This is a genomic window from Euzebya tangerina (genome assembly GCF_003074135.1).
In the GTDB taxonomy this organism is placed as follows: domain Bacteria; phylum Actinomycetota; class Nitriliruptoria; order Euzebyales; family Euzebyaceae; genus Euzebya; species Euzebya tangerina.
Genome location: NZ_PPDK01000001.1, coordinates 3,305,522 through 3,331,403, shown reverse-complemented (window position 1 = coordinate 3,331,403; position 25,882 = coordinate 3,305,522). Strand labels below are relative to the sequence as shown.

Annotated in this window: 22 protein-coding genes and 1 pseudogene; 9 read left to right on the top strand and 14 right to left on the bottom strand. The window is 69.5% G+C overall.

What is annotated here, in order from left to right; all coding sequences use genetic code 11:
- Window positions 1-4: 4 nt before the first annotated feature.
- The 3 genes from C1746_RS15365 to metA form a co-directional block, all read right to left on the bottom strand.
- A complete protein-coding gene (locus C1746_RS15365; protein ID WP_116715394.1) occupies window positions 5-1,636 on the bottom strand; it encodes a peptide chain release factor 3 in 1,632 nt (543 codons plus the stop codon).
- A 237-nt stretch (window positions 1,637-1,873) separates the two neighbouring features.
- A complete protein-coding gene (gene hrpA, locus C1746_RS15360) occupies window positions 1,874-5,644 on the bottom strand; it encodes an ATP-dependent RNA helicase HrpA (RefSeq protein ID WP_116715393.1) in 3,771 nt (1,256 codons plus the stop codon).
- Between the two features lie 27 nt (window positions 5,645-5,671).
- Complete coding sequence (gene metA, locus C1746_RS15355) at window positions 5,672-6,742, bottom strand: homoserine O-succinyltransferase MetA (protein WP_116715392.1); 1,071 nt, start codon at window positions 6,740-6,742, stop codon at window positions 5,672-5,674.
- Between the two features lie 74 nt (window positions 6,743-6,816).
- Here metA and C1746_RS15350 point away from each other — a divergent pair, with 74 nt between their 5' ends.
- Window positions 6,817-7,809, top strand: coding sequence for an acyl-CoA desaturase (locus C1746_RS15350; protein WP_170124917.1), 993 nt, complete (start codon window positions 6,817-6,819; stop codon window positions 7,807-7,809).
- 15 nt (window positions 7,810-7,824) lie between these two features.
- Here C1746_RS15350 and C1746_RS22145 read toward each other — a convergent pair whose 3' ends face one another.
- Complete coding sequence (locus C1746_RS22145) at window positions 7,825-7,977, bottom strand: hypothetical protein (protein ID WP_162867801.1); 153 nt, start codon at window positions 7,975-7,977, stop codon at window positions 7,825-7,827.
- Complete coding sequence (locus tag C1746_RS15345) at window positions 7,974-9,335, bottom strand: acyltransferase family protein (protein WP_116715391.1); 1,362 nt, start codon at window positions 9,333-9,335, stop codon at window positions 7,974-7,976. Before C1746_RS15345 ends, C1746_RS22145 begins: the two co-directional genes overlap by 4 nt.
- Before the next feature lie 373 nt (window positions 9,336-9,708).
- Between C1746_RS15345 and C1746_RS15340 the strand changes: the two genes are divergently transcribed.
- The 3 genes from C1746_RS15340 to C1746_RS15330 all read left to right on the top strand — a co-directional run bounded on the left by C1746_RS15340 (window position 9,709) and on the right by C1746_RS15330 (window position 12,863).
- Window positions 9,709-10,212, top strand: a complete 504-nt coding sequence (locus C1746_RS15340) for an NfeD family protein (RefSeq protein ID WP_116715390.1) — start codon at window positions 9,709-9,711, stop codon at window positions 10,210-10,212.
- 42 nt (window positions 10,213-10,254) lie between these two features.
- The gene (locus C1746_RS15335; protein WP_116715389.1) at window positions 10,255-11,847 is read left to right on the top strand and encodes a flotillin family protein; all 1,593 of its coding nucleotides are present in this window, start codon (window positions 10,255-10,257) and stop codon (window positions 11,845-11,847) included.
- Between the two features lie 191 nt (window positions 11,848-12,038).
- A complete protein-coding gene (locus C1746_RS15330; RefSeq protein ID WP_205711876.1) occupies window positions 12,039-12,863 on the top strand; it encodes a M48 family metalloprotease in 825 nt (274 codons plus the stop codon).
- A gap of 171 nt (window positions 12,864-13,034) precedes the next feature.
- On the opposite strand, the pseudogene C1746_RS15325 reads toward C1746_RS15330, so the two are convergent.
- Window positions 13,035-13,250 (bottom strand): annotated as a pseudogene (locus C1746_RS15325) (Rdx family protein); the annotation flags it as partial.
- A 100-nt stretch (window positions 13,251-13,350) separates the two neighbouring features.
- On the bottom strand, window positions 13,351-14,436 hold the full coding sequence (locus C1746_RS15320) for a pirin family protein (RefSeq protein ID WP_116715758.1): 1,086 nt from the start codon (window positions 14,434-14,436) through the stop codon (window positions 13,351-13,353).
- A gap of 57 nt (window positions 14,437-14,493) precedes the next feature.
- On the opposite strand from C1746_RS15320, the gene C1746_RS15315 reads away from it, so the two are divergent.
- The gene (locus C1746_RS15315) at window positions 14,494-15,471 is read left to right on the top strand and encodes an NADPH:quinone oxidoreductase family protein (protein ID WP_116715386.1); all 978 of its coding nucleotides are present in this window, start codon (window positions 14,494-14,496) and stop codon (window positions 15,469-15,471) included.
- A gap of 7 nt (window positions 15,472-15,478) precedes the next feature.
- On the opposite strand, the gene C1746_RS15310 is transcribed toward C1746_RS15315, so the two are convergent.
- From C1746_RS15310 to C1746_RS15300, 3 genes are read right to left on the bottom strand one after another with little or no spacing between them, the layout of a single operon-like run.
- On the bottom strand, window positions 15,479-16,717 hold the full coding sequence (locus tag C1746_RS15310) for a Kelch repeat-containing protein (RefSeq protein WP_116715385.1): 1,239 nt from the start codon (window positions 16,715-16,717) through the stop codon (window positions 15,479-15,481).
- Window positions 16,718-16,747: 30 nt separating this feature from the next.
- The gene (locus tag C1746_RS15305; protein WP_116715384.1) at window positions 16,748-18,115 is read right to left on the bottom strand and encodes an FAD-binding oxidoreductase; all 1,368 of its coding nucleotides are present in this window, start codon (window positions 18,113-18,115) and stop codon (window positions 16,748-16,750) included.
- A 4-nt stretch (window positions 18,116-18,119) separates the two neighbouring features.
- Window positions 18,120-18,878: a dihydrodipicolinate synthase family protein gene (locus C1746_RS15300; protein WP_116715383.1), complete on the bottom strand. Its 759-nt coding sequence runs from the start codon at window positions 18,876-18,878 to the stop codon at window positions 18,120-18,122.
- A gap of 24 nt (window positions 18,879-18,902) precedes the next feature.
- On the opposite strand from C1746_RS15300, the gene C1746_RS15295 reads away from it, so the two are divergent.
- Together C1746_RS15295 and C1746_RS15290 are read left to right on the top strand one after the other, a co-directional pair.
- Complete coding sequence (locus C1746_RS15295; RefSeq protein WP_116715382.1) at window positions 18,903-19,409, top strand: ferritin; 507 nt, start codon at window positions 18,903-18,905, stop codon at window positions 19,407-19,409.
- Between the two features lie 154 nt (window positions 19,410-19,563).
- Window positions 19,564-22,569: an Ig-like domain-containing protein gene (locus tag C1746_RS15290; RefSeq protein ID WP_116715381.1), complete on the top strand. Its 3,006-nt coding sequence runs from the start codon at window positions 19,564-19,566 to the stop codon at window positions 22,567-22,569.
- Here the strand turns inward: C1746_RS15290 and C1746_RS15285 are convergent.
- The 3 genes from C1746_RS15285 to C1746_RS15275 are packed head-to-tail and all read right to left on the bottom strand — an operon-like array spanning window position 22,544 to window position 23,813.
- Window positions 22,544-22,981 carry a MauE/DoxX family redox-associated membrane protein gene (locus C1746_RS15285; RefSeq protein ID WP_116715380.1) on the bottom strand — a complete coding sequence of 146 codons (438 nt, stop codon included), beginning with the start codon at window positions 22,979-22,981 and terminating at the stop codon, window positions 22,544-22,546. The genes C1746_RS15290 and C1746_RS15285 overlap by 26 nt on opposite strands.
- Before the next feature lie 60 nt (window positions 22,982-23,041).
- On the bottom strand, window positions 23,042-23,503 hold the full coding sequence (locus C1746_RS15280) for an SRPBCC family protein (protein ID WP_116715379.1): 462 nt from the start codon (window positions 23,501-23,503) through the stop codon (window positions 23,042-23,044).
- Window positions 23,493-23,813, bottom strand: a complete 321-nt coding sequence (locus tag C1746_RS15275) for a hypothetical protein (protein ID WP_116715378.1) — start codon at window positions 23,811-23,813, stop codon at window positions 23,493-23,495. The genes C1746_RS15280 and C1746_RS15275 overlap by 11 nt, the downstream gene beginning before the upstream one ends.
- Before the next feature lie 73 nt (window positions 23,814-23,886).
- On the opposite strand from C1746_RS15275, the gene C1746_RS15270 reads away from it, so the two are divergent.
- A complete protein-coding gene (locus tag C1746_RS15270) occupies window positions 23,887-24,480 on the top strand; it encodes a hypothetical protein (protein WP_116715377.1) in 594 nt (197 codons plus the stop codon).
- A 54-nt stretch (window positions 24,481-24,534) separates the two neighbouring features.
- Here the strand turns inward: C1746_RS15270 and C1746_RS15265 are convergent, their stop codons facing one another.
- A complete protein-coding gene (locus tag C1746_RS15265; RefSeq protein ID WP_116715376.1) occupies window positions 24,535-25,086 on the bottom strand; it encodes a DUF427 domain-containing protein in 552 nt (183 codons plus the stop codon).
- Between the two features lie 34 nt (window positions 25,087-25,120).
- Here C1746_RS15265 and C1746_RS15260 point away from each other — a divergent pair, with 34 nt between their 5' ends.
- Complete coding sequence (locus C1746_RS15260; RefSeq protein WP_162867799.1) at window positions 25,121-25,864, top strand: SDR family oxidoreductase; 744 nt, start codon at window positions 25,121-25,123, stop codon at window positions 25,862-25,864.
- Window positions 25,865-25,882 lie beyond the last annotated feature (18 nt).

Sequence of the window (25,882 nt, the reverse complement as noted above, 5' to 3'; positions counted from 1 at the left end):
AGCCTCAGGCCACCCGGCGTGCCAGGCCCGTCCCCAACGGCTCGAAGGGAATGTCCGGGTGGTCCTTCTGGGCCTTGTCGAGGGCCACGGTGGAGGCGAACAGTGCCATGTGGTTGTCCCGCGAGTCGGTCACGATGATCGTCTTGAACTGGTTGCGCAGTTGGTCGGCTGCGTCGGCGGGGATGCGGCGGGCCACCTCCCAGGGCAATGGGCTCATGGCGACCGGGCAGCCGAACTCGTGCTCGAAGCGGTGCTCGGCCACCTCGAACTGCAACTGACCGACCCCGGCCAGGATCGGCTCCTGGTCGCCGAACTCGGGGCGGCGCAGGACGTGGATGACGCCCTCCTCGTCCAGCTGGACCAGGCCGCGTCGGAACTGCTTGTAGCGCTTGGTGTCGGTGGAGCGGACGGAGGCGAACTTCTCGGGCGAGAACGTGGGAATTGGGGGGTACAGCACCTCGTCGTCCACGAAGAGGGTGTCGCCGGGAACCATGTCGGTGGCGCCGGTCAGGCCGACGATGTCGCCGGCCACGGCCACGTCGACGGTGTTGCGGTCAGCGGCGAACAGCTGGTGGGCGTACTTCAGCTGATAGGACCGGCCGGTTCGAGCCAGCGTGGCGCTCATCCCACGCTCGAACACGCCGGAGTTGACCCGGACGAACGCCATCCGGTCCCGGTGGCGGGGGTTCATGTTGGCCTGGACCTTGAAGACCTGGCCGCTGAACGGTGCCTCGACGGGCTGGGCGGTCTGGTCCTCGGGCTCGTCGACGACGGCCGGGCCGGGGGCGGGGGCGAGACCGGCGAACCCCTCGAGCAGGATCTTGACCCCGAAGTTCTGCAGGGCCGAGCCGAAGAAGACGGGGGTCTGCCGGCCGGCCAGGAAGGCCTCGTCGTCAAGCTGACGATCTTCGAGATCGAGCAGTTCCAACTCTTCCGCGGCGGCCTGCCAGCGCTCGATCGGACAGCGGCCGGGATCGGCATCGGCAAACGGCTCGACGGTGATGTCGCCCCGCTTGGAGCCGCCCTCGGTGTCCTCGTAGCGGTGCAGGTCCCCGGTGCGCCGATCGACGATGCCGGCGAACTCGCGCCCATCGGCGACCGGCCAGGTGATCGGGACGGGCTCCATGCCGATCTGCTCGGTGATCTGGTCCAGCAGGCCGAGGGGGGCCATGCCGAGACGATCGCACTTGTTGATGAAGGTGACGATCGGCAGGCCCCGGTCGGCGCAGACCTTGAACAGCTTCAGGGTCTGCGGCTCGAGACCCTTGGCGAAGTCGAGCACCATCACCGCGGCGTCCGCGGCGCACAGGGTGCGGTAGGTGTCCTCGGAGAAGTCGGCGTGGCCGGGAGTGTCGAGCAGGTTGAAGCGCCACTCGCCGTAGGCGAAGTGCAGGACGGTGGAGGAGATCGAGATGCCGCGCTCCTGCTCGAGCTTCATCCAGTCCGACCGGGCGGCGCGGGCGACGCGTCGGCTCTTCACCGCGCCGGCCTCACCGACGGCGCCTGCGTAGAGCAGGAACTTCTCGGTCAGGGTGGTCTTTCCGGCGTCGGGGTGGGAGATGATCGCAAAGGTGCGGCGCCGGCTGACGGCGTCGTTGAACGCGGCGGGGGAGAGGGTGGCAGTTGAGGTGGACACAGCCTCACCAGCCTGCCAGGCAGGTGGTCGTGGCGCTGGCTGCGCTTGCTGCTGTGGCCTGACCTCGTGGTGGGGGACCTGACCTCGTGGTGGGGGACCTGACCTCGTGGTGGGGAACCTGACCTCGTGGTGGGGAACCTGACCTCGTGGTGGGGAACCTGACCTCGTGCTCGGGAACCTGACCTCGTGCTGGGGAACCTGACCACGCAAGGTCAGGTTCCCCACCCTGCGGAGGGGTCAGGTGCGGGGCGCGTGCCGGATCTGGGCGAGGGCGTCACGGAGCCGTGACTCGCTCACCTTCACCGCTGTCCCCAAGCTCTGCGCGAACAGCCCGACCCGCAGCTCCTCGAGCTGCCAGCGGACCTCCTGGAGCGCCGGCGCCTGGTCCGGGCGGAGCTCTTGGAGCAGACGATGCTCCTCCTCCAGATCCGCCACGACGGCCAGCAGTTCAGCGTCCCGGCCCGGATTGCGCCCGGCTGCCTCCAGGCGAACATCCATCCCCTTGAGATAGCGGGAGAGGTGCCCCAACCACCGCCCGCCCGTCGCCGCGACGAACCCCGGGTACACCAGCCGGCCCAGCTGACCGGCGATGTCCTGCCGGACTGGATCAAGTGCCGCAGGTCCGGGTCGGCGCATCCGCTCCTTGACCGCGTCCGCCCTGGTGACGATGTCCGCGACCGCCCTGGCGGTGATGGCCAAGAGCCGTGGTGACCGTTCGCGGACGGCGACGCGCAGCTCCTCGAAGTCCTCGGAAGTCCAGGCGGGCCCGCCACGGTCGGCGACGACGGCGTCGATCACGCACGCCTGTACGTCCTCCATGACGGCCGTCACGTCGGGGTGCGGCGCCCGGCTGAGGGCCAGCTTGGCGGACTGGCCCAAGGCGGTGTTGACCGTGCGGACGGGACTCGGCAGTGCCAGCCGCAGCAGCCGTCGGGTGCCCTGCCACATCGCCGTCTGCTGCTCTCCCGCGGTCGGCAGGGCAGCAACGCCGACGGTGTCTCCCTCGTCGACCAGGCTCGGGTAGCTCGTGACGCGGTAGGGACCGTCGCCCGCCGTCACCGACCGGGGCAGGTCGCCGATGGTCCAGGCGGTCAGTCCCGTGTGGGTGGGGACGGGGGCCGCTGTGGCGACCGCCTGGGTCATTTGGTCGGCCACGCCGGCCTTGAGCGCCGCCAGGTCCCGCCCCGCTGCCAGCACCCGGTCACCCTCCACCACGCGGTAGCGAATGCGCAGGTGGTCCGGCAGGTCGGCGCCTTGCCACGCCTCGACGGGCACGGGTACCCCGCCGATGCGGGTCAGCTCCCGCGCCAGCACCGGCAGCAGCGGCCCGTCCGCCGGACCCACCCGCTCCACGACCCGGGCAGCGGTCTGGGGAGCCGGCACCAGGGCACGGCGCAGCGACTTGGGCAGCGCCTTGATCAACGCCACGACGAGTTCCTGCCGGACACCGGGGACCAGCCAGTCGAAGTGTCCGGCCCGCGCGGTTGCCAGCAGCTCCAGGGGCAGGTCGACGGTGATGCCGTCGGCGTCGGGCCGGGCCGGGTCGAAGGTGTAGGTCAGGTCCACCGGCTGCCCGGCGACAGCCAGACGGTCCGGGTAGCTGGCTGCGTAGACCTCGGGCGGCTCCGGGGTGAGCAGCTCGGCCGGGACCTTCAACAGGTGCGGCCGGTCTCGGGAGGCCGTGCGGAACCAGCGGGCGAAGTGGCCGGCGGACACCACGTGCTGCGGCACGGTCTGGTTGTAGTGGTCGAGCAGCACGTCCTCCGGGTCGAGGCCGCTGGTTCGTCGAAGCCGGTCCTCCAGCGCCCGGGCCTGCTCGACGGCTCCGGCGTTGTGGGTCTGGAAGGCGTACTCGCCGTCGTGCCGCCAGTCACCCTCGACCAGCGCGTGCTGGAGGAAGAGTTGCCGCGCCGCGGGCCCATCGACCCGGCTGTAGTTGACCGTCCTGCCGGCGACGATGGGCAGGCCGAGGAAGGTGACCCGCTCGGTGGTGACTGCGGCGCCGCGGGTGCTGCTCCAGGTGGGCTCGCTGTAGGTCGACGCAGCCAGGTCTCCGGCCAGCGGTTCGATCCACTGCGGCCGGATCGTGGCGGCGGAGGAGGCGAAGAGCCGGCTGGTCTCCACCAATTCCGCGGCGACGATCCAGGACGGTGGGTGATCGGCCAGCGACGACTCGCGGCCCAGCACGAACCGGGTGTCGCGGGTCCCGCGGTACTGGCGTCGGTCGCCCTCCCGCATCCCGACGTTGCCGAGCAGCCCCGCGAGCATGGCGCGATGGACCGCGTCGATGTCCAGGTCGGCCCGGTCGGCCGGCGGATGCACCGTGATGCCGAGCGACCGAGTCACCCGGCGGATCTGGCTGTAGACGTCCTGCCACTCCCGGACCCGCAGGTAGTGCAGGAACTCCGCCTTGCAGCGCTTGCGGAACTGGTTGCCAGACATCGAGCGGCGGGTCTCGTGCAGGTAGGCCCACAGGTTGAGCAGGCTGACGAAGTCCGACCCCGGCTCCGCGAAGCGGGCGTGGTACTGCGCGGCCGTCTCGGGCTTGTCGCGCGGCCGCTCACGGACGTCTTGGATGGACATGGCGGCAGCCAGGATCATGACCTCGGTCACGCAGTTCTCGCTCTCGGCCTCCAGCACCATGCGGCCGAGCCGCGGGTCCAGCGGCAGTCGCGCGAGACGGCGGCCCGTCTCGGTCAGCGCCCGACCACCGGGGGCGTCGGGCTCCCCGGTCAACGCCCCGAGCTGCTCCAGCAGGGCGACGCCGTCACCGATCTGCCGGCGGTCGGGCGGTTCGACGAAGGGGAAGGCGTCGATGTCGCCAAGCCCCAGGGCGGTCATCTGCAGGATGACCGAGGCGAGGTTGGTCCGGGTTATCTCCGGCTCGGTGAAGGCCGGTCGGGCCTCGAAGTCCTCCTCTGCGTACAGCCGGATCGCGATGCCCGGCCCCAGTCGGCCACACCGCCCGGACCGCTGGTTGGCCGACGCCTGGGAGATCTTCTCGATCGGGAGGCGTTGGACCTTGGAGCGTCGCCCGTACCGACTGATCCGGGCCAGCCCCGGGTCGACCACGTACCGTATGCCGGGCACGGTCAGGGAGGTCTCGGCGATGTTGGTGGCGATCACGACGCGGCGGCCGCGGTGCGCCGCGAAGACCCGTTGCTGTTCGGTGGCCGAGAGGCGGGAGAAGAGCGGCAGGATCTCGACGCCGGACAGGGTGCGCCGCCGCTTGGCTGCGCCCCGCAGGGCATCCGCAGCGTCGCGGATGTCCCGCTCGCCGCTGGCGAAGACCAGGATGTCACCGGGACCCTCCTGACAGAGCCCGTCGACCGCCTCCACGATGCCGTCGGTGAGGTCGGACACAGCCGTGTTGCCGTGCTCATCGGTGACCTCGAGCGGCTCGTAGCGGATCTCCACCGGGTACGTCCGACCGCTGACCTCGAAGATCGGGGCGGGTACGCCGTCGCGGGCGAAGTGCGCAGCGAACCGCGCGGTGTCGATCGTTGCCGACGTGATGACGACGTGCAGGTCCGGTCGTCGCGGCAGCAGCTGGGCGAGGTAGCCCAGGAGGAAGTCGATGTTCAGACCCCGCTCGTGTGCCTCGTCGATGATGATGGTGTCGTAGGCGAGCAGGTCCCGGTCGCGCTGCAGCTCGTTCAGGAGGATGCCGTCGGTCATCAGCTTGATGCGGGTGTGCTTGCCGACCCGGTCGGTGAACCGCACCTGGTAGCCGACCAACCCGCCGAGGGATCCCCCGAGCTCCTCGGCCACCCGGGCTGCCACGGCGTGCGCGGCCAGCCGACGGGGCTGCGTGTGCCCGATCAGGCCGTCCGTCCCTCGACCTGCCTCCAGGCACAGCTTCGGCAGCTGGGTCGACTTGCCGGACCCGGTCTCACCGGCGACGACGACGACCTGATGGGACCGGATGGCGTCGACGAGGTCCTCGCGCCTGGCTGTGATCGGCAGCTCCGGCGGGTAGACGATCTCGGCCGGAACCTGGCTGCTCACGCTGGCCGCACCCTCACCGAGGCGTGCTCATCCGGTCACCGATCCCAGCTGCAGCGGGTCGTCCGGGTCCACGTCGCCCATGAACGCCACACCTCGCTCGAAGCCCGTGAGGCGATAGACCAGGCCCAGCCAGTTGTTGAAGATCGCCTTGGCGGTGTCGGTCCAGGTGTTGTCGAGCGTGGCGCGCAGCTCGTCTTCGGGGAATGGCACGGCGAACGGGTCGGCCGCGGCCAGCGCAGCATCGACGTGGTCGGCCGCTAGGCGGGCGGCGTCGGGCGTCAGGTAGTTCTCGGGGAACGGCGGCAGCGGGATCTCACCGGCGAGGTGGCGGTCGACCTCACGCTTGTACTCCTTCAGGAGGCTGACCGCGTCGTACTCCGGGTGGCCCTGGAAGAACACGGTCCGGAACCCGTCGGCGCTGGTGCCGATGTGGAAGTCGCCGTCGTCGGTCTCGGCCAGGACGCGCAGCCCGGCGGAGCGCAGCTGCTCCGGCGTGACGGCGTTCCACCGCGAGTGCGGCGTGTTGTACCGCGTGTTGATCCCTCTGAGCAGGGGATGCTCCGGGGCCACGTTCCGGTGTGGGAACACCCCCCAGCGCTTGGACAGCAGCGGGCGACGATGGATGCCGTAGGAGTGCTGCAGGATGGCGTGCGACGACAGGCACGAGCACAAGGTCGAGGTGACATTGGCCGTCGCCCACTCCATCACCTCGGCGAGGGGGCCGTAGAACGACTCGTCCTCCAGGTGCTCCTCGACCGGATTGGCACCCGTGACGACGAGCGCGTCGAGCCCCAGGTCGAGGACCTCCTCGAAGGGGGTGTAGTAGGCGTCGATGTAGTCCTGCGTCGCGGCGCTGTGCGTCGGTCCCGGAAGCGTGAACACGTGGACGTAGATCTGGACGATCGAGTTCGAGCCGCCGATCAGCCGCATGAACTGCTGCTCGGTCACGCGGAGGGCAGCGTCCGGCATCATGTTGAGCAGACCCAGGTGGATCTCGCGGATGTCCTGACTGAGCGCTTCTGCGGTGGTGAGGACCGGTTCACCGGCGTCTCGCAGGCTGGCGAACGTCGGGAGTTGCGTGTGGGCGACGATGGGCATGGCGGCGCACAACGGTAGCGGCAACCTCCAGTAGGGTGTGGGCCGCCAAGCGCACCGAACGTGGAGAACCAGCCATGTCAGTCAGTACCAACGAGGCCGAGGCGATCATGCAGGAGGCGCTGGTGGCGGAGGGCCCTCCCGCGGTCAAGGGTGCCCGCCCTGTCACCGTCGCAGAGCTCCGCCTGCAACGACGCATGGCACTGATCCTGACGGTGGTGCCGCTGCTGGGTGTTGCGGCCGCCATGGTGATGCTCTGGGGACGGGGGATCAGTCCGCTTGACTTCGGTCTGTTCCTCGGTTTCTGGGTCCTCACGGGCCTCGGGATCACCGTCGGGTTCCACCGGCTGTTCACCCACCGCAGCTTCGAGGTCGGTCGGCCGCTCCGGGTGCTGTGGGCCGTGGCCGGGACGATGGCCGTCGAGGGATCGGTCATCCACTGGGTTGCAACCCATCGCCGGCACCATGCTTACGCCGACACGTACGGTGACCCGCACTCACCCCATCTCGTCGAGGAGACGGGCATCCGCGGGACGCTCCGGGGACTATGGCACGCCCACGCCGGCTGGTTCTTCATCCCCGACGGGATCGAGCCGACGCACTGGGCACCTGACCTCCTGCGTGACCCGGCGCTCGTCCGGGTCGAGCGAGCCGCGCCGTGGATCATCGTCGGGTCGATCGTGGCGCCGCCGATCATCGGCGGGCTGGTGACGATGAGCGTTGCCGGTGCGCTCAGCGCCTTCATCTGGGGCAGCCTGGTCCGGATCTTCGTGCTGCACCACATCACCTGGTCGATCAACTCGATCTGCCACTTCTTCGGCGACCAGCCCTTCGAGACCCGGGACGAGTCGGTGAACAACTGGCCCCTGTCCGTGGTGTCGTTCGGCGAGTCGTGGCACAACAACCACCACGCCTTCCCGACCTCGGCGCGGCACGGGTTGCTGCCGGGTCAGATCGACCTCTCGTGGCGGGTCATCCGCACCTTGGAGCAGATCGGCCTGGCCGACAACGTCCACCTGCCGACGCCGGAGCAGCTGGCGAAGAAGCGTCGCTCGTCCACGTCCGGCTGATCGCAGATCACGACGTCAGTAGAACTTCCGACCGCCGAAGGCGCGACCGGTGGCGGACAGGATCGCCAGGATCACGCCGATGACGGCCAGGATCGCGCCGATCGTGTAGAGGATGCCGATGTCGAGAACGGCTCCGAGGACGATGAGGATGACGCCGAGGATGATCATGTCGAGGGCCCTATCCCACGTCGGTCCTTCTGAATCACGGGATGCAGTGCCGCAATCCCGAGCGCCAGCAGCCCCACGGCCGCCCACGGCGTCGGTGCGATGCCGTTCTCCACGATCGTGCCGATGCCGACCGAGCATCCGATGAGCCCGACGACCACACCCGGTGGGCCTGCAACCGGGCGACCTGCGGACCAGCCGGCTAACGCCATGGTGGGCCCTCGGACCAGGCCGATCAGCAGCACGGTCGGAGCCAGGCACAGCGCCAGCCAGACGGGTCGGGCCAGCCACCAGGCCGGTGACAGCGGGTCCAGCGCCAAGATCCCGTCCAGCAACGGCACCTCGGCGGCGATGCCGACCGCCACCAGGACCACGAGTCCGGTCATGTGCCATAGGTAGACCGGCATCGACCAGGTGGAGGCCAGATGCAGCACCCGACGCCGACGATGGCCGCGGCGCAGCAGCCGCTCCAGGCGGGGACCACCGGCCAGGACGGCTGAGGCGTAGGCGAGTGCGTGGCAAGCGAGCAGCAGTGAGGGTGGGCTGTTGTTGGAGCGGTCGGAGTCCGTGACCCCGACGACCGGCAACTCGTAGCCGGCGACCGCGACCAGGACAGCGGCAGCCGCGAGGGCGATCACGGCGAGCCCGGCCAGCCCTCGCGTCGAGATCCGACGCTGGTGGACCAGTACGCCCACGAGCGTCGGCAGCGACCACACGAGCATGAAGTTCACGTAGCCGACGCCAGGTGTGCCCGTGAGGTGGAGGGCGTCGACGACGGCGACGAGCACCACCAGGCCGACGCCGAGGGTGAGGGGCTGCCAGGTCCGAAGAAGCCGGAGCCAGAGCGGGACCAGCGCCTGCACGAGGACGTAGACGGCCAGGAACCACAGCGGCACCAGGGCGGCGGCAGCAGCAGCCGAGACCACTGCAGCGCCGAACGTGCCTGCCAGCACCGGCGACAGCAGCAACCACAGGACCACCAGCGGTGTGGCGGGGACGATGAGCACGCGGGCGCGCCGACCCATCCACCCGGCCCAGGCTGACCAGTTGTCGGCCGGCGAGGGATCTGCCGAGGTGATCTTGGCCGTCGTGACCACTGCACCGACGGCGAAGAAGACCGGCATGACCTGCAGCGGCCAGGTCAGCCAGTGCGACCAGGCGGCGACGTCGAGCACGTTGGTCAACGACGTCTGACCGGCCGGCGTCACCGTCACGATGGCCATGAGGATGTGGCCCACGACCACGACCAGGAGCGCGCCGGCGCGGACGGCGTCCAGCCACAGCAGCCGCGTGCGCAGGGGGGTCGGTCGGGTGGATGGTCCAGGGGCGGTCGAGGCGGTTGAGCGGAAGGCTGTGTGCATGGGTTGCACTGTCGCCAGGGGCGTCGGCCCTCGTATGGGGGACGACCCCCAGATGACCCTGAAGCTGCGCCGTCGGAGCTCAGGGGTCCGGGCGTCGGCGGTTCGGTGACGCCCACACACGGCGGTCCATCGGTGGGGGGTACAGTCCGAGCCGTGGACAGTGATCGCAGCCGACGCGAGCAACGCGCCCCGATCTGCCCCGCCTGCGGTGTCACGGCGCTGCCGACGGAGGAGCCGGGGCCCGATGGGTCTTTCCAGTGCGAGAATCCTGGCTGTGAGCTGTTCGGATCCGAGCTCTGAGTGGTCTACCGAATCCCCAGGTCACCGTCCATGGCGTGGTCACCACCGACGACGGCGTAGTACAACTGTGGTGATGGAAACCGTGTGGGTCGGGGTGGGGGCCATCGGCCTTGCCCTGCTGATCTTGACGTTCGTGGCCGATACGTTCGAGCTCGACCTGCCGGGCACCGACGCCGGCATTCCCGGCGAGGCCATCGCCGGATTCCTGACCTCCGCCGGGATCATCGGCTACCTGATGACATCCACGGGCATCGCCAGCGCTGTCACCGTGCCGGTCGCCGTGGGCGCCGGGGTCGGGATGGGTGCCGTCACGGTGGCGCTGGTCCGGTTCTTCATCTCGACGCCCACCGATGCCACGCCGACCCGCAGCGACTTCGTCGGGGCCATCGGCAAGGTCGTGACGCCGATCAGCGTCGGCGGCATGGGCGAGGTCGTGATGCGCCGCCACGGCCAACCCTGGAAGGTGGCTGCTCAGGCCTCCGACGACACCGACGAGGTCATCGCGGCCGGAACTCAGGTGGTCGTGGTGCAGGCGCTCTCCGAGACCCGGGTCATCGTGACGCCGGCCGACCTGTAACCCGTCCCAGACCCCCTCTCTCAACCTCGTCAGGAGTCAACTGTGAACACCCTCCTCGCCGGTGGCGGCGCCCTCGTCGTCCTCCTCGTCCTCTTGGTGGCCGCCGTGTCCAGCCGCTACCGCGTGGCCGGGCCCAACCAGGCGTTCATCATCACCGGACGGAAGGGCAACCGTGGACCGGTGATCAATCCCGAGACCGGGGAGTCGACGCACGACCTGTCCGGCCAACGGGTCATCATCGGTGCCAGCACCTTCGTCCTCCCGGTGGTGCAGAAGCTGCACGCCCTCGACCTGTCCAGCCGTCGTATCCCGGTCGGCATCAACGGTGGCATCAGCGCCCAGGGCATCAAGGTCGATCTGGAGGGGGTGGCCATCGTGAAGGTGGGTGGCACCGAAGACGCCATCCGTGCCGCAGCCCAGCGCTTCTTGAACCAGCAGGACGGCATCGAGGTGTTCACCCAGGAGGTGCTCGCCGGATCGCTCCGCGCCATCGTGGGTCGACTGACCGTGGAGACGATCATCCGCGACCGTGCGGCCTTCGCCTCGGCCGTCGCCGAGGAGGCCGAGACCTCGCTCACGAACCAGGGGCTGGCCCTCGATACCTTCCAGTTGCAGGACATCCGAGCGGAGGGGGAGTACCTGAAGGACCTGGGCCGCCCGGAGGCCGCCCGGGTCGAGAAGGAGGCGGCCATCGCCGAGGCCCGCGCGCGGCAGGCCGCGGAGGAGGAGCGCCTGCAGGCCGAAGAGCAGATCGCCATCGCCAACCGCACCTTGGCGCTGAAGAAGGCGGAGATCCAGGCGGAGACCGACGCCGCCGAGGCTGACGCCCGTGCAGCGGGGCCGATCGCGCAGGCCGCCAAGGACCAGGACGTCCTGACCGCCCAGGAGCAGGTGGCGGAGCGCCGCGCCGCCCTGAAGGAGCGTGAGCTCGACACCGAGATCCGCAAGCCCGCCGACGCCGATCGCTACCGCGTCGAGCAGGAGGCCGAGGGTCGCAAGTCGGCCGCCATCCGCGAGGCGGAGGCCCGCCAGCAGGCGCAGATCGCCAAGGCGCAGGCCGAGGCCGAGACCGCCCGCCTGTCAGGTGAGGCCGAGAAGTCCCGACGGTCGGCACTGGCCGAGGCCGAGGCGATCGAGGGTGAGAAGCGAGGGTTTGCCGAGCGATCACGTCGCGAGGCCATCGCGAGCGCGGTGGAGGCTGAGGGAGCGGCCGAAGCGGCCGCAATCCTGGCACGTGGTGAGGCCGAGGCCGAAGCGCGGCAGAAGAACGCCGAAGCGTTCCAGCACTACAACGAAGCCGCGGTCATGGAGCTGCTGACCAGCATCCTCCCCGAACTGGTTCGGGCCGCCAGTGAGCCGATGGGCAACATCAAGGACCTCACCGTGGTCTCGACGGACGGGGCGTCGAAGTTGATTGGCAACGTGGCGACCAACGTCGAGCAGGGCCTGGCGATCGGGTCGTCGTTGACCGGCATCGACCTGCGCGGATTGCTGTCCCGGCTTGGTTCGGAGCAGGAGACGGCCGTCTCGCCGACTAGCGGATTCCGTGGCGTGGCCGTCGCCGACCCCGAGGGGTACGACGAGGACTCCACCGTGACCCGCATCTCCGACCACAGCCCCGACGACACGGAGTAGACGACTCGGAGCAGGCGACTCGGAGCAGGCGACTTGGAGTGGAGAGATCGCGCGCTCGATGGCGGTCTTGACCAAGTCCAGACCAAGTCATGGGTGTAGCCGGGCAGGCATCCGCTCAAGATGAGAACGTGACCCGACTTCAGCCAGTGATTCACCGTCGGCCGACGACGCTGATGGCCAGCGTTGCAGTTGTGGCCACCATCGGATTGGTGGCTGCCATCACGGCCGTGGTCCTGTTCGGACCGCTCGGTCTGCTGATGATCGGCGGTGCGGTCTGGGGGGCGACCCGGTCCGGTGGCCACACCTCGGGCCGCGCGGTCATCCGTGCCCTGGGGGCTCGGCCGCTCGGCTACTGGGAGGCGCCGGATCTGCACACGCTCGTGCAGGGGCTCGCCTCCCGCGCCGGGCTTCGCGGCAGGCCGGCACTCGCCCTTCTACCGGACCGGATGCTGAATGCCCTGGCCAGTGGTCGTGACGACGACGGTGTCGTGGCGATCTCCCCCGGGCTACTCCGCGCGCTCGACCGACGCCAACTGGCCGGCGTGATGGCGCATGAGATCAGTCACATCGCCGCCGGGGACCTCCGCATCATGCGGGTGGCTCACGTCCTGGCGCGCGGCACCCAGTCCCTGACGACGATCGGCACGATCGGACTGCTGCTGTTCGGGCCGGGTGCCATCGGTGGAGGGTTCTCGACGCTGACGATCCTGGCCGTGCTGTGGGCCCCGAGCCTTGCCACGCTCCTGCTGCTGGCCCTCAGCCGGTCCCGTGAGTACCAGGCGGATGCGGATGCTGTGGCGCTCACCAACGATGCCGAGGGGTTGGCACAGGCCCTGAACGTGCTGGACCAGCACGCCGGCGCTGCCTGGGAGGCGGCGCACCCACGTCGGTCGATGCCGGCGGAGTGGCTGCGCACCCACCCCACGACGGCCAAGCGCGTGGAGCGGCTGCGCCAACTCCACCTGGAACGCCAGCAGCTGTCCCGTCCCGATGGGCCCTATCGGCTGGCGGCCTGATCGTGGTGGGTGGACTTCCCCCGCTGCACGGGCGGGAAGTCCACCCGCTTGACTGAGTGGGCCAAACCTGGACCGACTGTGGACGACCAGGGGGACCACGAACCACCTGGGGACCTACGGACCACCAGGGGGACCACGAACCACCTGGGGACCTACGGACCACTAGGGGTACTACGAGGAGCCGTAGCGCCGCGTCCCGTCCGGTAGCACCGCTTCAAGGGCCTCGAGGACCTCGCCCTCACGCGCCTGGCGGCCGGTCTGGCCCTTGGAGTACATGAGGGTGCCGCCCACGGCGACATCGAACACCCCGCGGTCCCCCGTGATGAGGGTCAGCTCATCGATCACATGCTGGTAGTTGCTGAGCAACTCGTTGGTCACGCGCACGGCGTGCGATGAGTAGTCTCAGGGAACGCAGTAGGTGATGGTGATCCTCATGGGGCGGACGGTACCCACCCGCAAGGTCACCAAACGGTCGGCGGTCCAGCGATCAGGTGGCGGCGAGTTCCTCCACCCGGCCGTCGGCGTGCTTGGCGAACCGCTTGACCTCGTGACCGTGGTTGGGGTCGGCGGCCGCCCACGGCCACCCGCCGAAGCCGGTCTCGGAGTAGTCGTCGTAGGCCTTGGCGATCTCGGCCTTGGTGTTCATCACGAAGGGGCCGTACTGGACGATGGGTTCGTCGATCGGGCGTCCACCCAGGATGAGCACCTCAGCTGCATGCCCGTCATCGGTGAGCGCAGCCCCCGGCGTGTCGTCGGTGATCGTCACCGGGACATCACAGCGGATCACAGCACCGTTGCCGCCGGTGAGCTCCTGCCCGTTGATGCGCACCACGCCGTCACCGAAGACGTAGACGACCCGCCGCGTGTCCGGGTGTGCCGCCACCGGCGGCTGCCATGATGCCCCCTCGGCGAACCCGGCGTGCCAGATGTGGACGTCAGCGTCCGCGCGGGAGGCGTAGGAGTGGGGCGGGGGAGTGGCGGGAGCGTGCCCCTCGACCAACTGACCGGCCACGACGGTGATGTCGACCGGTCGTCCCGTCCCGTCCAGCAGGGTGTGCTTGGGGATCTCGTGATCCCACAGCATCGAGAAGTGCGGCGGCACCATCTTGTCGCTGGCCGGCAGGTTGATCCATATCTGGAACAGCTCGGTCGCGTTGCGCTCCTGGCTGTTCAGCAGCGGGAACATCTCGGCGTGGACGATCCCGGATCCGGCTGTCATCCACTGGACGTCACCACGGCCGAACCGTGCTGCGGCGCCCAGCGAGTCGGAGTGGTCCATGAACCCGTTGCGCATGAACGAGATCGTCTCGAACCCGCGGTGCGGGTGCTGGGGGAACCCGGGAACCAGGGAGCCGTGGTACATCGACCACCCATCGGCACCCGAGAAGTCCATCCCGATGTTGCGGCCGACGAGCGGCGCACAGGGGCCGAGTTCCTCGTCGCCCTCGGGATAGTCGTCGTCGTGGTGGACGCAGAAGAGGAACGGGTCCACCGTCGGCCACGGCCCTTGCCCGTTCAGCGGGAAGGTCTGGAGGACGGCGTCGGGTGCGGTTGCGTCAAGTGGGTTGGCCATGCCCATCCAACTCTACGCCTGGTATCCACATTCCGGAACGTGGTTGACTCGCCGTCCATGCGCGCCATTCACATCACATCCCTGGACGGACCCTCAGCGGTGGACGTCGTCGACATCCCGGCTCCGGAGCCGACCGGTGACCAGGTCCTGATCGACGTCCGGGCCGCCGGGGTGGCGTTCCCCGATCTGCTGCAGACCCGCGGGCTGTACCAGCTCAAGCCGGAGATGCCGTTCGTCCCCGGGGTCGAGGTGGCCGGCGTGATCCGCAGCGCGCCGTCGGACTCCGGCTTCAGCGAGGGCGATCGGGTGATGGCGTTCGGGATGCTGGGCGGGATGGCCGAACAGCTTGCGGTGTCCTCCTCCAGCACCTTCGCACTGCCGGACGAGCTCAGCTTCGAGCAGGGCGCGGCCTTCCCGATGAACTATCACACCGCCCACTTCTCGCTGGTCCGTCGCGGGCAGCTGCAGTCGGGCGAGACCGTCCTGGTCCACGGCGCTGCCGGCGGTGTCGGCACGGCGACGATCCAGGTCGCGAAGGCCCTGGGTGCGCGGGTCATCGCGGTGGTCAGCACGGATGAGAAGGCCGCGGTCGCCCGAGAGGCGGGAGCCGATGACGTCATTCGCAGCGACGGGCCGTGGAAGGACGAGGCGAAGGCGCTGACGGACGGCCGGGGGGTCGACGTGATCATGGATCCCGTCGGCGGGGATCGGTTCACGGACTCGATCCGGGCGCTGGCGCCCGAGGGACGGCTGCTCGTCGTGGGCTTCGCGGCCGGGTCGATCCCCGAGGTCCGGGTGAACCGGCTGCTGCTGTCCAACACGACCTTGGTCGGCTGCGCCTGGGGTGGCTTCCTCATGCAGGAGCCCGCGATCGTCCACGACATCGGTGACGCACTCGACGCGATGATCCGGGAGGGGGCGTTGGCACCACCGATCGGTGCGGCACTGCCGCTCGAGCGGGCCGCCGAGGCGCTGACCCTGCTGGACGAGCGGAAGGCCACCGGCAAGGTGGTCCTGACCGTCGGCGCAGACTGACGGGGGATCAGGAGGGAACGGGCAGCCCCAGACGGGCGCCGTCGGTCGGTACGGTCCCCCCGGACCGTCCACCCCAGACCAACAGCTGATCGGCGGTTGCCACGACGATGGCATCGGCCCGGGCACTGATCGGCGCGGGTGGGAATGCCCGCCAGCGACCGGTGGCGATGTTCAACCAGAAGCCATCGGTCACACGCTCGACGCCACGCCGCTCCAGCCCGCCCCAGACGATCAGGAGGGGGAGCTGTCCGTCCTGCTCCCGGATCAGGACCTCGGCCCGGGCGCGCTCCTGGTTCAGCAGCCGGGGAAGCGGCGTCCAGCCGGTGAACGGTCCCCAGGTGTAGCCAGACGGATCACCGAAGTCGAGGGGCCGGCCCCAGGTGAGCAGGCCACCGATCGATGTCGTCAGGAACGTCGTTGGGCCGTCGTAGATGGCTGGTCGGGGGATGGGCACGACCCGGTCGCCGTCGAGCATGGCGCCGTCGGTGAAGGTGGTCGGGCCGGCTGAGCCCCCCATCACGGCGATACCGCTGAGCAGACCGACGACGTCGGGAGCGGCCCGGCCCTCGAGGCCGTTGTCCGGCAGCGGCTCCCACGTGTCGGTCGCCGGGTCGAAGGTCGCGCCATCGTCGTAGTAGGCGTCGGGGCCACTGGTCACGACGCTGTCGCCTCCCCAGATCACCACGCGTTCCCGGACCGCGTCCCAGGTCATGCCCGCATCTGTCCTGGCGCGCAGCGGGCCGGCTGGCAGCCGCTGCCACCCCGCCTGCCGGCTGAAGCGATGCCCGATCGCCACGGGGAGGCCCTCGTCGTCACGTCCACCCCACACGATGGCCTCGTCGCCGGTCCAGACCATGCGGTGGCCGCCGATCGGAGTCATCGGCGCCTCGGCCAACCGCTCCCAGCTGTCGAGGTCCGGCAGGTAGGCGAACATCGCGCCGGTGTGGCTGTGGTCCCACACCAGCAGCTCCTCGCCGGTCCAGACACCCTGTGACGGCGATGTCGGCTGGAACGGTGCCGGTGCCATCGGGGCCCACGCACCCGTGTCCGGGCGCTGCGCCACCGGTGGGGGAGCCTCCTCGGCCGTCGGCTCCTCACCGGTCTCGAGCTGCCCGGTCGGAGCTGTCTCGGGCTGCTGGCTGATCACCGCGGCGACGACCAACACCACAACGAGGACGGCCACAACGCCGAGGTCCCTCACCCGTCGTCGGGGTCGGTCCTCCCACGCCTCGGTGTCTGCCTCCATCGCTGGTGCGCCATGGTAGGACAGGGACGCTCAGAGCTTCTTGCCGGGATTCATCCGGTTCTCGGGATCGAGCGTCGCCTTGAGCTGACGTTGCAGGTGCAGTTGAACGGGATCGAGTTCGTCCACCAGGTACTGCCGCTTCAGGGTGCCGACGCCGTGCTCGGCGGCGATCGTCCCGCCGAGCGACAGGCTGAGGGACAGGATGTCCTCGAAGGCCCTCTTGGCCCGCGTCACCTCCTCCTCGTCGTCGGCGTCGAAGACCAGCAGCGGATGCATGTTGCCGTCGCCGGCGTGGCCCACGGTGAAGACATCGACGCCGGACTGCGTGGCGATGTCCTCGATCCCCTGCAGCAGGTCGACCATGCGCTCCCGCGGGACCGCCACATCCTCCGGGAGCAGCTGCTTGCCCAGCCGCTCCAGGGCTGGGTGAACGCGTCGTCGAGCCTCGATCAGGGCCTCGCCCTCCTCCGGATCGGGCGCCACGTGCACCTCGGACGCGCCCTCGCTGCGGCAGATGGTCGCGATCGCGTCGATCTGCTCCTCGGCATCCGTCAAGTCGGTCTGGATCAGCAGCAGACAAGCGGCCCCGGTGTCCAGTCCCATCCGGTACACGGCCTCGACCTGCTCCAGCGAGGCGCGGTCGATGATCTCCATGAGTGAGGGGTCGTGCCCCTGTCGGAAGGTCTCGGCGATGGTTGACCCGACGCTCGGTAGCGAGTCGAAGAACGCCACGGCGGTCGCCGGAGGCGGGGGGGCGGCCACCAGCTTCACGGTGATCTCGGTGGTGATCCCGAGCAGGCCCTCGGAGCCGACGAAGAGCCCGGTCAGGTCCAGGCCCGCGCTGTTCTTCAAGGTCGACCGGCCGGTGTGGAGCACGTCGCCGGAGGCCAGGACCACCTCCAGGCCGACCACGTAATCGCGGGTCACGCCGTACTTGACGCAGCACAGCCCACCGGCGTTCGTCGCGACGTTTCCACCGATCGAGGACATCTCGTAGGAGGCCGGGTCAGGCGGGTAGAACAGGCCGTGCTCGGCGACGGCCCGCTTCAGGTCGGCGTTGATGACGCCGGGCTGCACCCGGGCCATCCGGTTCGTGACGTCGATGTCCAGGATCTGGTCCATTCGGTGCAGCGAGAGCTGCAGACATCCGTCGACGGCGTTGGCTGCCCCGGTCAGCCCGGTCCCCGCGCCACGCGGCACGACCGCCGCCCCCGCGGCCGCGGCTGCCTGGACGGCCTGCACGACCTCCTCCGTCGATCGGGGCATGACCAGTACGTCGGCCTGGCCGGGCTGTTCGAACAGCGCGCGGTCCTGCCCGTAGGTGCCGAGCACGTCAGGGTCCAGCTGAATGCACTCGTCTGGCAACCGGGCGGCCACTTCGTCGCGGAGTCGGCTCATCGCTTCAGCCCATTCGCCGGTGCGGTGGGAAGCCCCAGCGGTCAGCCACCTGTGCCTTGATCCCGCCGGGGAAGGGGGCGAGCGCGTGATGGTGGGGAGCCAGCCGCAGCTGCGCGTCCGGATCGCCATCGAAGGCCCGAATGCAGTCCTCGGGCTGGCTGTTGGCCAGCGCCAGGATGGCACCGGCGGTTCCCAGGGCACCGGCCTGCGTCAGGATGGCCGAGGAGCCGACGTAGGTGTCCCCCTCATAGGTCGTCAGCTCCTGCAGCAGTCGGTCTGGGTCCCCGGTCGAGTCCTTGACGCCCTCGACAGGGAGGTCTCGAAGGTGGTCCATGGAGATGCCGGGCGAGCTTGCCCTCGGAAAGTGGTAGGCCAGGACGGGGGTGCTGTCAGCCGCCTGCGCGACGACGTCGTAGTAGGGCCGCGGGTCGGGGCTGCGTGGCGGCGAGAGCACCAGCACGGCGTCGGCCCCCGCATCGACGGCCTGCTCGGTCAGCTGACCCGCCTGCCGGGCCGACGGCGCACCGGTGCCGGCGATGACGGGGATCTCGGTCGGCAGGACTGTCCGGACGACCTCGATGATGGAGCGGCGTTCGGCCCCTGTGAGCGCGTAGGCCTCCCCGGTCGAGCCACCGACGACGACGGCTGAGATGCCGGCAGCCACGAGGCGCTCCGCGAGGACGGAGGTTGCGTCGATGTCGACCAGCAGATCATCAGCGAAGATCGTGACCAGCGCCACGCCGACCCCGGTGAAGACAGGCATGGCATCAAGCCTAGACTCGCGTCCATGGACGCATCCCTCATCGCCGCCTTCAACGACCAGATCGCCCTGGAACAGGCCTCTGCCAGGGCTTACCAGCAGTTGGCGATATGGGCCGAATCGCGTGATCTGAACGGGATGGCGCAGTGGTTCCAGGAGCAGTCCGCCGAGGAGAACGAGCACGCCGACCTGTTCATCCACTACGTCCTGGACCGGGACTGCGAGGTCGAGTTGCAGCCGCTGGAGGCGCCGCAGAGCAACTTCGAGGACGCCGTCGCCGCGTTCGAGGCGGCCTTGGCGCACGAGGAGAAGGTCACCGCGGCGATCGGGGATCTCTACGGCAAGGTCACGGCCGCCGGCGACTACCGCAGCATCCCGCTGCTCACCCGCTTCCTCGACGAGCAGGTCCACGAGGAAGCAGCCGTGCGCACGATCGTGGGAGAACTCCGCATGACGGGTGGCGATCCGACGGCGGTGCTGATGCTCGACCGGGAGTTGCCGGGCCGCCGGAGCGACGGCGACGAAGCGGTCTGATTCCACGCCGAACCAGCGGGCAAATCACGCTGCGCACGCCTTAAGGTGTCGCGGGGTGGTGTCGATGCCTTCAGCCGAGACCGACGGCTGAAAGGCGTGGACAGCGTTGTCAAGCAATCTGGATCGGTGGGGCGGTCGCCCTGTCGCATCGGCAATGGTGAAGCTGGCGAGCTTCCTGGTGCCTCTGGTGGCGTCCTTCCTGACCGGGTTGGTCGTGGATCGGCTGCTACCCACCTTCGGAACCTCGGTCGCCATCATCATCGTGCGCTGGGTGGTCGTCGTCGCCGCGTCGTGGGCCGTCCTCGTCGTGGTGGACCATCAGATGCGCAAGGTCCTGCCGTTGGCAGCCCTGCTCTCCATGACGATGGCCTTTCCAGACAAGGCGCCGTCGCGATTCAAGGTCGCGCGCCGCTCGGCTGGCGTCCGGAACCTGGACGAGCGGGTGCGACGCGCCCGCCAGAACGGCATCGAGGGCACCCCGGTCGAGGCCGCGGAGGAGATCCTGGTACTGGTCAGCGCCTTGACCGAGCACGACAGTCGCACGCGAGGGCACTCCGAGCGGACGCACCTGTTCACCTCCATGTTGGCCCGGGAGCTCGGCCTGTCGCGTGACGACCGCGACCGCCTGACCTGGGCCGCATTGGTCCACGACATCGGCAAGATCGAGGTCTCGCCCGAGACGCTCAACAAGCCCGACACACCCACCGAGGAGGAGTGGGAGGAGCTGCGCTCCCATCCTGCCCACGGCGCTCGCATCTGCCAGCCGCTGGCCGACTGGCTGGGGGAGTGGTACGACGCGATCGGCGACCACCACGAGCGCTGGGACGGCACCGGGTATCCCCACGGCAAGGCAGGCACCGAGATCAGCTACGCCGGGCGGATCGTCGCCGTCGCCGACGCGTTCGAGGTCATCACCGCCACACGCCCGTACAAGAAGGCCTCGACGCCCGAGGAGGCCCGCCAAGAGCTGGTGGCCAGCTCCGGCACGCACTTCGACCCGGCCATCGTCCGGGCCTTCCTCAACATCTCCATCGGCGACATCCGGACGGTCACCGGACCCTTCTCGTGGCTGCTGCAGGTGCCGCTGCTCGACGGCTTGGGGCAGGCACTCGGACGGCTGCCCAGCATGCTCCAGATGGCCACCGGTTCCGTCGCCGTGGTGACGGCCGCCGCGGTCACCGGGCTGGCGCCGGGTCTGACCGTCGGTGCGGACGCGCAGACCTTGCCCGTGGAGCCGGCGGCGGTGAGTGACGTCGAGCCCGAACCTCCGGTCGGCACACCGACGTTCCTCCCTCCGCCATCCGCCTTCGCGGGTCGCCCGCCGGAGGCACAGCCCGCCGCCGCGCCGCCACGTGACCCAGCACCCGAGCCGACGAGCATCCAAGCGCCGCCCGTCACCGGCGTCGTCATCCCAGCGGGCTCCGCCGCCTCACCGGTAGCGCCGAGTCCGGCGGCGACCGCACCGACCACGCCGGCAGCCCAAGCCGACTCCCCAACGAGTGCGCCGGCGCCGCAGCCGACGGTCCCACCGACGCCGAACCCCACGCCCGTCTCGCAGCCTCCGCCGGTGTCATCACCTGAGCCGCCGCAGCCGACCGGGCCACCAGAGACCCCGACACCCACAGCACCCCCTCCACCGCCGACGCCCCCGGTGACCCCTGAGCCGACGACGCCGGCACAACCGCCCTCGCCACAGCCGACCGCCCAGCCCCCGCCACCGCCCACCACACCGCCAACGGCGCCGCCGACACCGCAACGGCCGGTTGCGGAAGACGGATCACTAAGGATCCAGGAGGACACGGTCGGTATGGTCGACCTCCTCGTCCTGGCGTCTGATCCGGACGACGACCTGGATGTCGGCAGCGTGGCCATCAGCCAGCCACCCCTGCGTGGGACGCTGACGCCACTGCAGAACGGTCAGACCACCTACCAGCCGCGACCCGACGTCAGCGGAGCCGACTCGTTCGGCTACCGCGTGTGCGACACGGCTGGCCTCTGCGACACCGGTCGCGTCGACGTCCAGATCACACCGGTCAACGACGGACCGGTAGCTGTGGCCGACGTCGCCACCACGAACGCCGGCGTCCTGGCCGTGGTCGACGTCCTCGCCAACGACGTCGATGTCGACCACGACCGGGCCGAACTCGGGATCCTCATCGTCACGCCGCCCCAGATCGGCACCGCCACCTCCGCAGCCGACGGCACCATCACCTACGACAGCCCCATCGCGTTCGATGGTGTCAGCGTCATCACCTACCAGGTGTGCGACCCCGAGGGTCTTTGCGACAGGGCTGACCTGACACTCATCGTGACGAGTGATGCCGAAGCACCGGTGGCCGCGGATGACGCGGCGACCGCGGTCTCGGGTGTGCCCACCGTGATCCCCGTGCTCGCCAACGACGGCGACGCGAACGGCAACATCGACGCGACGACCCTGGCGGCCGGAGCGGCAGGGACAGGCACCACGGTGGTGACGGCTGGAGGCATCGAGTACACCTCGACCCCAGGATTCGTGGGCACCGACACGTTCACCTACGACATCTGCGACACGACCGGGTTGTGTGACTCCGCGCTGGTCACGGTCACGGTCGACGCCCTCCCAACCGGGCAGGCGCCCGTGGCGGTGGACGACGACGGAGGCGTTCTCGTCTCCCCTCCGAGCTTCTTCCTGTTCGACGTCCTCGGCAACGACAGCGACCCGGACGGCAACCTGGATCCCGCCACGGTCCGGATCCTCGACGGACCCCGGCAAGGGTTCGCAGAGGTGACGCCCGATGGTGACATCGGCTTCGTCTCCCCACTGTTCGGCCGCTACGGGACCTACCGGATCACCTACGAGGTGTGCGACACGACCAGCTTGTGTGACACCGCCGAACTGCGGTTCCGCCTGCGACCGTGGGTCGACGACGATGACGACGATCGTCGCGCCGGGTTCGATGAGGCGACGGAGGCCGACGACGTCCACACTCAGGCCATGGAGCGACTGGTGGAGGAGATCATCGGCGAGGTCGACGTGCCATCCGTGATCCGAACTCCCGAGCCCGCTGCTCCGGCACCACGCCCGCAGGCGCCGACCTCACCCGGCAGGCCGGACACCGGAGCCGACACCGTGCCCGTCTGGCAGCGAGCTGGGTCTAGCCCGTCGCCGGGGTCGGGTTGAGCGACGCGGACTGCCCTCGCCCCACCACGTAGACCCAGATGGCACTGCCGAGCAGGGAAGCATCCTGGACCAGGACGAACCACGACAGCGGCTGTGACGCGTACCGCCCGAAGCAGCCGCAGTTCGGGATGACCAGTCCGCGAGCGAACGCCTGGACGGCCATGGCACTCCAGAACACCGCCACCGTGAGGCTCGCCGTCGCGCCGATCCGGCGGCTGGCCAGGCGCTCCGGCACCAGCAGGCCGACCCCCGCGACCACCTCGGTGACGATCACCAGCACCCCCAGTGGCCCGTCCGGCACCCCGCCCAGCCGGTAGCTCTCCAGGGCCGTGACGAAGTCACCGAAGGTCAGCGTCTGGCCCAGGGCCATGAGGAGGAACAACACGGCGAGGACATACCGGGTGACGGTCATGTCAGCACCAACTCATCGGCCGGGCACCGGAGTTCCCCGACCTCTCCGGGCGAACCAGCGTCAGCGGGCGGCGAAGTGGCCTTGCAGACGCTCGATGGACCGCCGGACATTGGCCTCGTGTGCCTTGGGCATCCCCAGGAACGTCCGCAGCACCCAAGGCGAGATCGCGGTTGACTGGTCGAAGGTCTCGGTGACGATCGAACCACCCGATGGCGCCGGCTCGATCTCCCAGCGCCAGCGGTGCCCGCCGAGGTGAGCCCAGGCGATGAGCCGGTCGTGCTCGAACTCCTTCACCGTCGAGTTGATCGAGTACGGCAGACCGTACTGCTTCATCTTCATCCGAAAGGTGTCCCCCGGCCCCAACGGAAGGTCCGATGAGGCAGCAGATTGCACGCTGCCGTCCCCACAGATCGTCTCGTGGTTGACCGGATGGCGCAGGAAGTCGAACACCTCCGACGGCTCTGCGGCCACCGTGCCCGTTGCGCTCACGGAGTTCTCGGTCAACTGTGTCTCAATGGTCATGCGCTGCCCTTCGTCGTGGTCGGTCAACCGCAGCCCAGGAGGCTGCCGCGTTGACGGCGGTCACCGCCAGTACCGCGGGCCACGCGCCGATCGACTTGGCCAGTGGGTGTGAGGCGCCGAACCCGCCGAGGTAGATGGCCAGCAGACCGGCCGCGGCGGTTGGTCCGGCTTCGCGGTTCCAGGTCCGGGCGTTGGCGACCGCCGCGGCACCGAGCACGGCCCCACCCAGTGGTCGGATCTCGGTCTCCCGAGCGACCAGGTAGCCACCGATCAGGCCGGCGGCGCTGACAGCTGCGGTTGGAATTGGCATGTCGGCATGATGTCCAGTGGTCAGGTCCGGCAACCGTCGGCCGAACTGACCGGCTGTACGGCATCATGACGGTATGACGACGATTGTGATCAGCGGGGAAGATGCGGACACCCTGGCCGAGCGCCTGTCGGCCAGCGGTCATGACACCGTGACCGCGACCGACCCGGCAGACCTCGACTCGCTCGATGTCTCGTCCGGAACCGTGGATCTCTACGTGCAGCTGCCGGTCCGGGTCGGGACCGCCGGTCGGAACGCCGTTGATGTCATCAGCCACTTCCTGCGTGAGGGTCTGCTCCGACGCTTCGACGCGGCTTCGACGGTCCTGCCGCTTCTCGCACCGACCGCCGGTGTCCTGCTGGTGGCGGGGAACCATCCAGACGACTCCTCCGCGCCAGACAACCCCGAGGCACGGATCGCGCTGATGAAGGTCCTCGGGCACGGTCTGCTGCTCGATCGACCGACGGGTCTGTCGGTCTCGATCGTCGGCAGTGATGCCTCACCGGAACGGATGGAGGAGCTGGTCGATCGGATGCTGCAGGACGCCGACACGCTCAAGCCCTTCGCCGTGTGGTTGGAGAAGACCGAGGAGCTCAGCGACGAGATCCCGGCCTGGGACTACGCCGACTGGCGCAACGCGCTCCTCACGATGGGAGAGACACTGGCCTGAGGCGGCGGCCCGCCGGCATCGCGGTCACCAGCCCGGCGGTCACCAGGCCTGTGGTCACCAGCCCTGGGTCCCGGGCTCACCCTTGAACGGGCCCACGACGTCGTCGGTGATCCAGCCACCGTAGAACCCGCCGGCCTGCGGTCGAACGGCCTCGCCATCGACGGTGCAGCGGACCCGGTCCGGGTAGAACGACACCCAGCCGGCGTACGGCTCGAACTCCTCGTACGGCGCGGGGTAGCGCCATCCGACGGGGTCCGGGCTGCCGGGCAGCGCCAGGTACTCCGCGCGGCCCTTCCACTCGCAGTGACTCTGGCCGGACGTGGCCGTCAGCATGCCAGTCTGGACCGACTCGGGTGGCAGGTAGAACGCCGGCGGGTGGGAGGTCTCGAGGACCCGCACGGACCGGTCGCTGGCTGCGACCAGGACGTCCTCGCCGTCACGGACCTCGATGTGACGAGCATCCGGATCCAGCGCCGGCGGCCGCGGGTAGTCCCACACCGATTCCTGTCCTGGACCCGGCTCTTCGGCGAACGACGGACGCGACGTCCCGCGGTTGCTCCACTGCTCACGGGCGCGACGGATCCACTGTGGTGGTGAGGTGCTCATGTCCCTGGTGTACCCATCTGGGCAGACTGGCCACATGGAGATCACACAGGCATGGATCAGCGGCGCGTCGTCCGGACTCGGAGCCGCTCTGGTTGCAACCGCACCTGACGCCGTCACCGGGATCCGTGATCTGTCCCGCAGCGGCGGGACCAGTGGCACCACCCACGTGCCAGTGGACCTGGCCACACCCGATGGCTGGGATCGGGCCCAGACAGACTTCGCCGACGTCATTGGGAGCCTGGCCGACACCACCGATGATCCGACGGTCCTGCTGATCCACAACGCCGGGACGATCACACCCATCGGCCCGGCCGGCTCGACGGACCTGGCGGCGTACCGCACGGCCGTCCTCCTGGACGCCGCAGCGCCGCCGATCCTCGGCACGGGGTTCCTGGCGGCGGCCGCCGACGCGGGCCTGCCAGCGCAGATCGTGATGATCACCAGCGGGGCGGCCACATCGGTCTACGAGGGCTGGTCGCACTACTGCGCGGCCAAAGCGGCCGTCGATCACTGGGTCCGCACGGTCGGGGCTGAGCAGCAGCGACGCGGGGCCGACGGCGCTCGAGTGCTCGCCGTCTCACCCGGGGTGGTCGACACCCCCATGCAGGCCGAGATCCGCCGCATGGACGCGGAGCAGTTCCCCCGGGTCGACAAGTTCCGCCAGCTCCACGCCGACGGTGCGCTGGTCTCCCCGGAGCAGGCCGCCCGCGGGGTGTGGTCCGTACTCGGCGACGCCAGTCTTCCCACCGGGTCCGTGACCGACCTGCGGAACCGGTGACCCTGCGGGACCGGTAGG

Bases quoted from the DNA above. Each gene is read 5' to 3' on its own strand.
- C1746_RS15345 (WP_116715391.1), bottom strand. From the start codon at position 9,335: ATGCACACAGCCTTCCGCTCAACCGCCTCGACCGCCCCTGGACCATCC.
- C1746_RS15340 (WP_116715390.1), top strand. From the start codon at position 9,709: ATGGAAACCGTGTGGGTCGGGGTGGGGGCCATCGGCCTTGCCCTGCTG.
- C1746_RS15285 (WP_116715380.1), bottom strand. From the start codon at position 22,981: ATGACCGTCACCCGGTATGTCCTCGCCGTGTTGTTCCTCCTCATGGCC.
- C1746_RS15295 (WP_116715382.1), top strand. From the start codon at position 18,903: ATGGACGCATCCCTCATCGCCGCCTTCAACGACCAGATCGCCCTGGAA.
- C1746_RS15265 (WP_116715376.1), bottom strand. From the start codon at position 25,086: ATGAGCACCTCACCACCACAGTGGATCCGTCGCGCCCGTGAGCAGTGG.
- C1746_RS15315 (WP_116715386.1), top strand. From the start codon at position 14,494: ATGCGCGCCATTCACATCACATCCCTGGACGGACCCTCAGCGGTGGAC.
- C1746_RS15270 (WP_116715377.1), top strand. From the start codon at position 23,887: ATGACGACGATTGTGATCAGCGGGGAAGATGCGGACACCCTGGCCGAG.
- C1746_RS15350 (WP_170124917.1), top strand. From the start codon at position 6,817: ATGTCAGTCAGTACCAACGAGGCCGAGGCGATCATGCAGGAGGCGCTG.
- C1746_RS15310 (WP_116715385.1), bottom strand. From the start codon at position 16,717: ATGGAGGCAGACACCGAGGCGTGGGAGGACCGACCCCGACGACGGGTG.
- C1746_RS22145 (WP_162867801.1), bottom strand. From the start codon at position 7,977: ATGATCATCCTCGGCGTCATCCTCATCGTCCTCGGAGCCGTTCTCGAC.
- C1746_RS15280 (WP_116715379.1), bottom strand. From the start codon at position 23,503: ATGACCATTGAGACACAGTTGACCGAGAACTCCGTGAGCGCAACGGGC.
- C1746_RS15300 (WP_116715383.1), bottom strand. From the start codon at position 18,878: ATGCCTGTCTTCACCGGGGTCGGCGTGGCGCTGGTCACGATCTTCGCT.
- C1746_RS15290 (WP_116715381.1), top strand. From the start codon at position 19,564: ATGGTGAAGCTGGCGAGCTTCCTGGTGCCTCTGGTGGCGTCCTTCCTG.
- C1746_RS15320 (WP_116715758.1), bottom strand. From the start codon at position 14,436: ATGGCCAACCCACTTGACGCAACCGCACCCGACGCCGTCCTCCAGACC.
- metA (WP_116715392.1), bottom strand. From the start codon at position 6,742: ATGCCCATCGTCGCCCACACGCAACTCCCGACGTTCGCCAGCCTGCGA.
- C1746_RS15305 (WP_116715384.1), bottom strand. From the start codon at position 18,115: ATGAGCCGACTCCGCGACGAAGTGGCCGCCCGGTTGCCAGACGAGTGC.
- C1746_RS15275 (WP_116715378.1), bottom strand. From the start codon at position 23,813: ATGCCAATTCCAACCGCAGCTGTCAGCGCCGCCGGCCTGATCGGTGGC.
- C1746_RS15260 (WP_162867799.1), top strand. From the start codon at position 25,121: ATGGAGATCACACAGGCATGGATCAGCGGCGCGTCGTCCGGACTCGGA.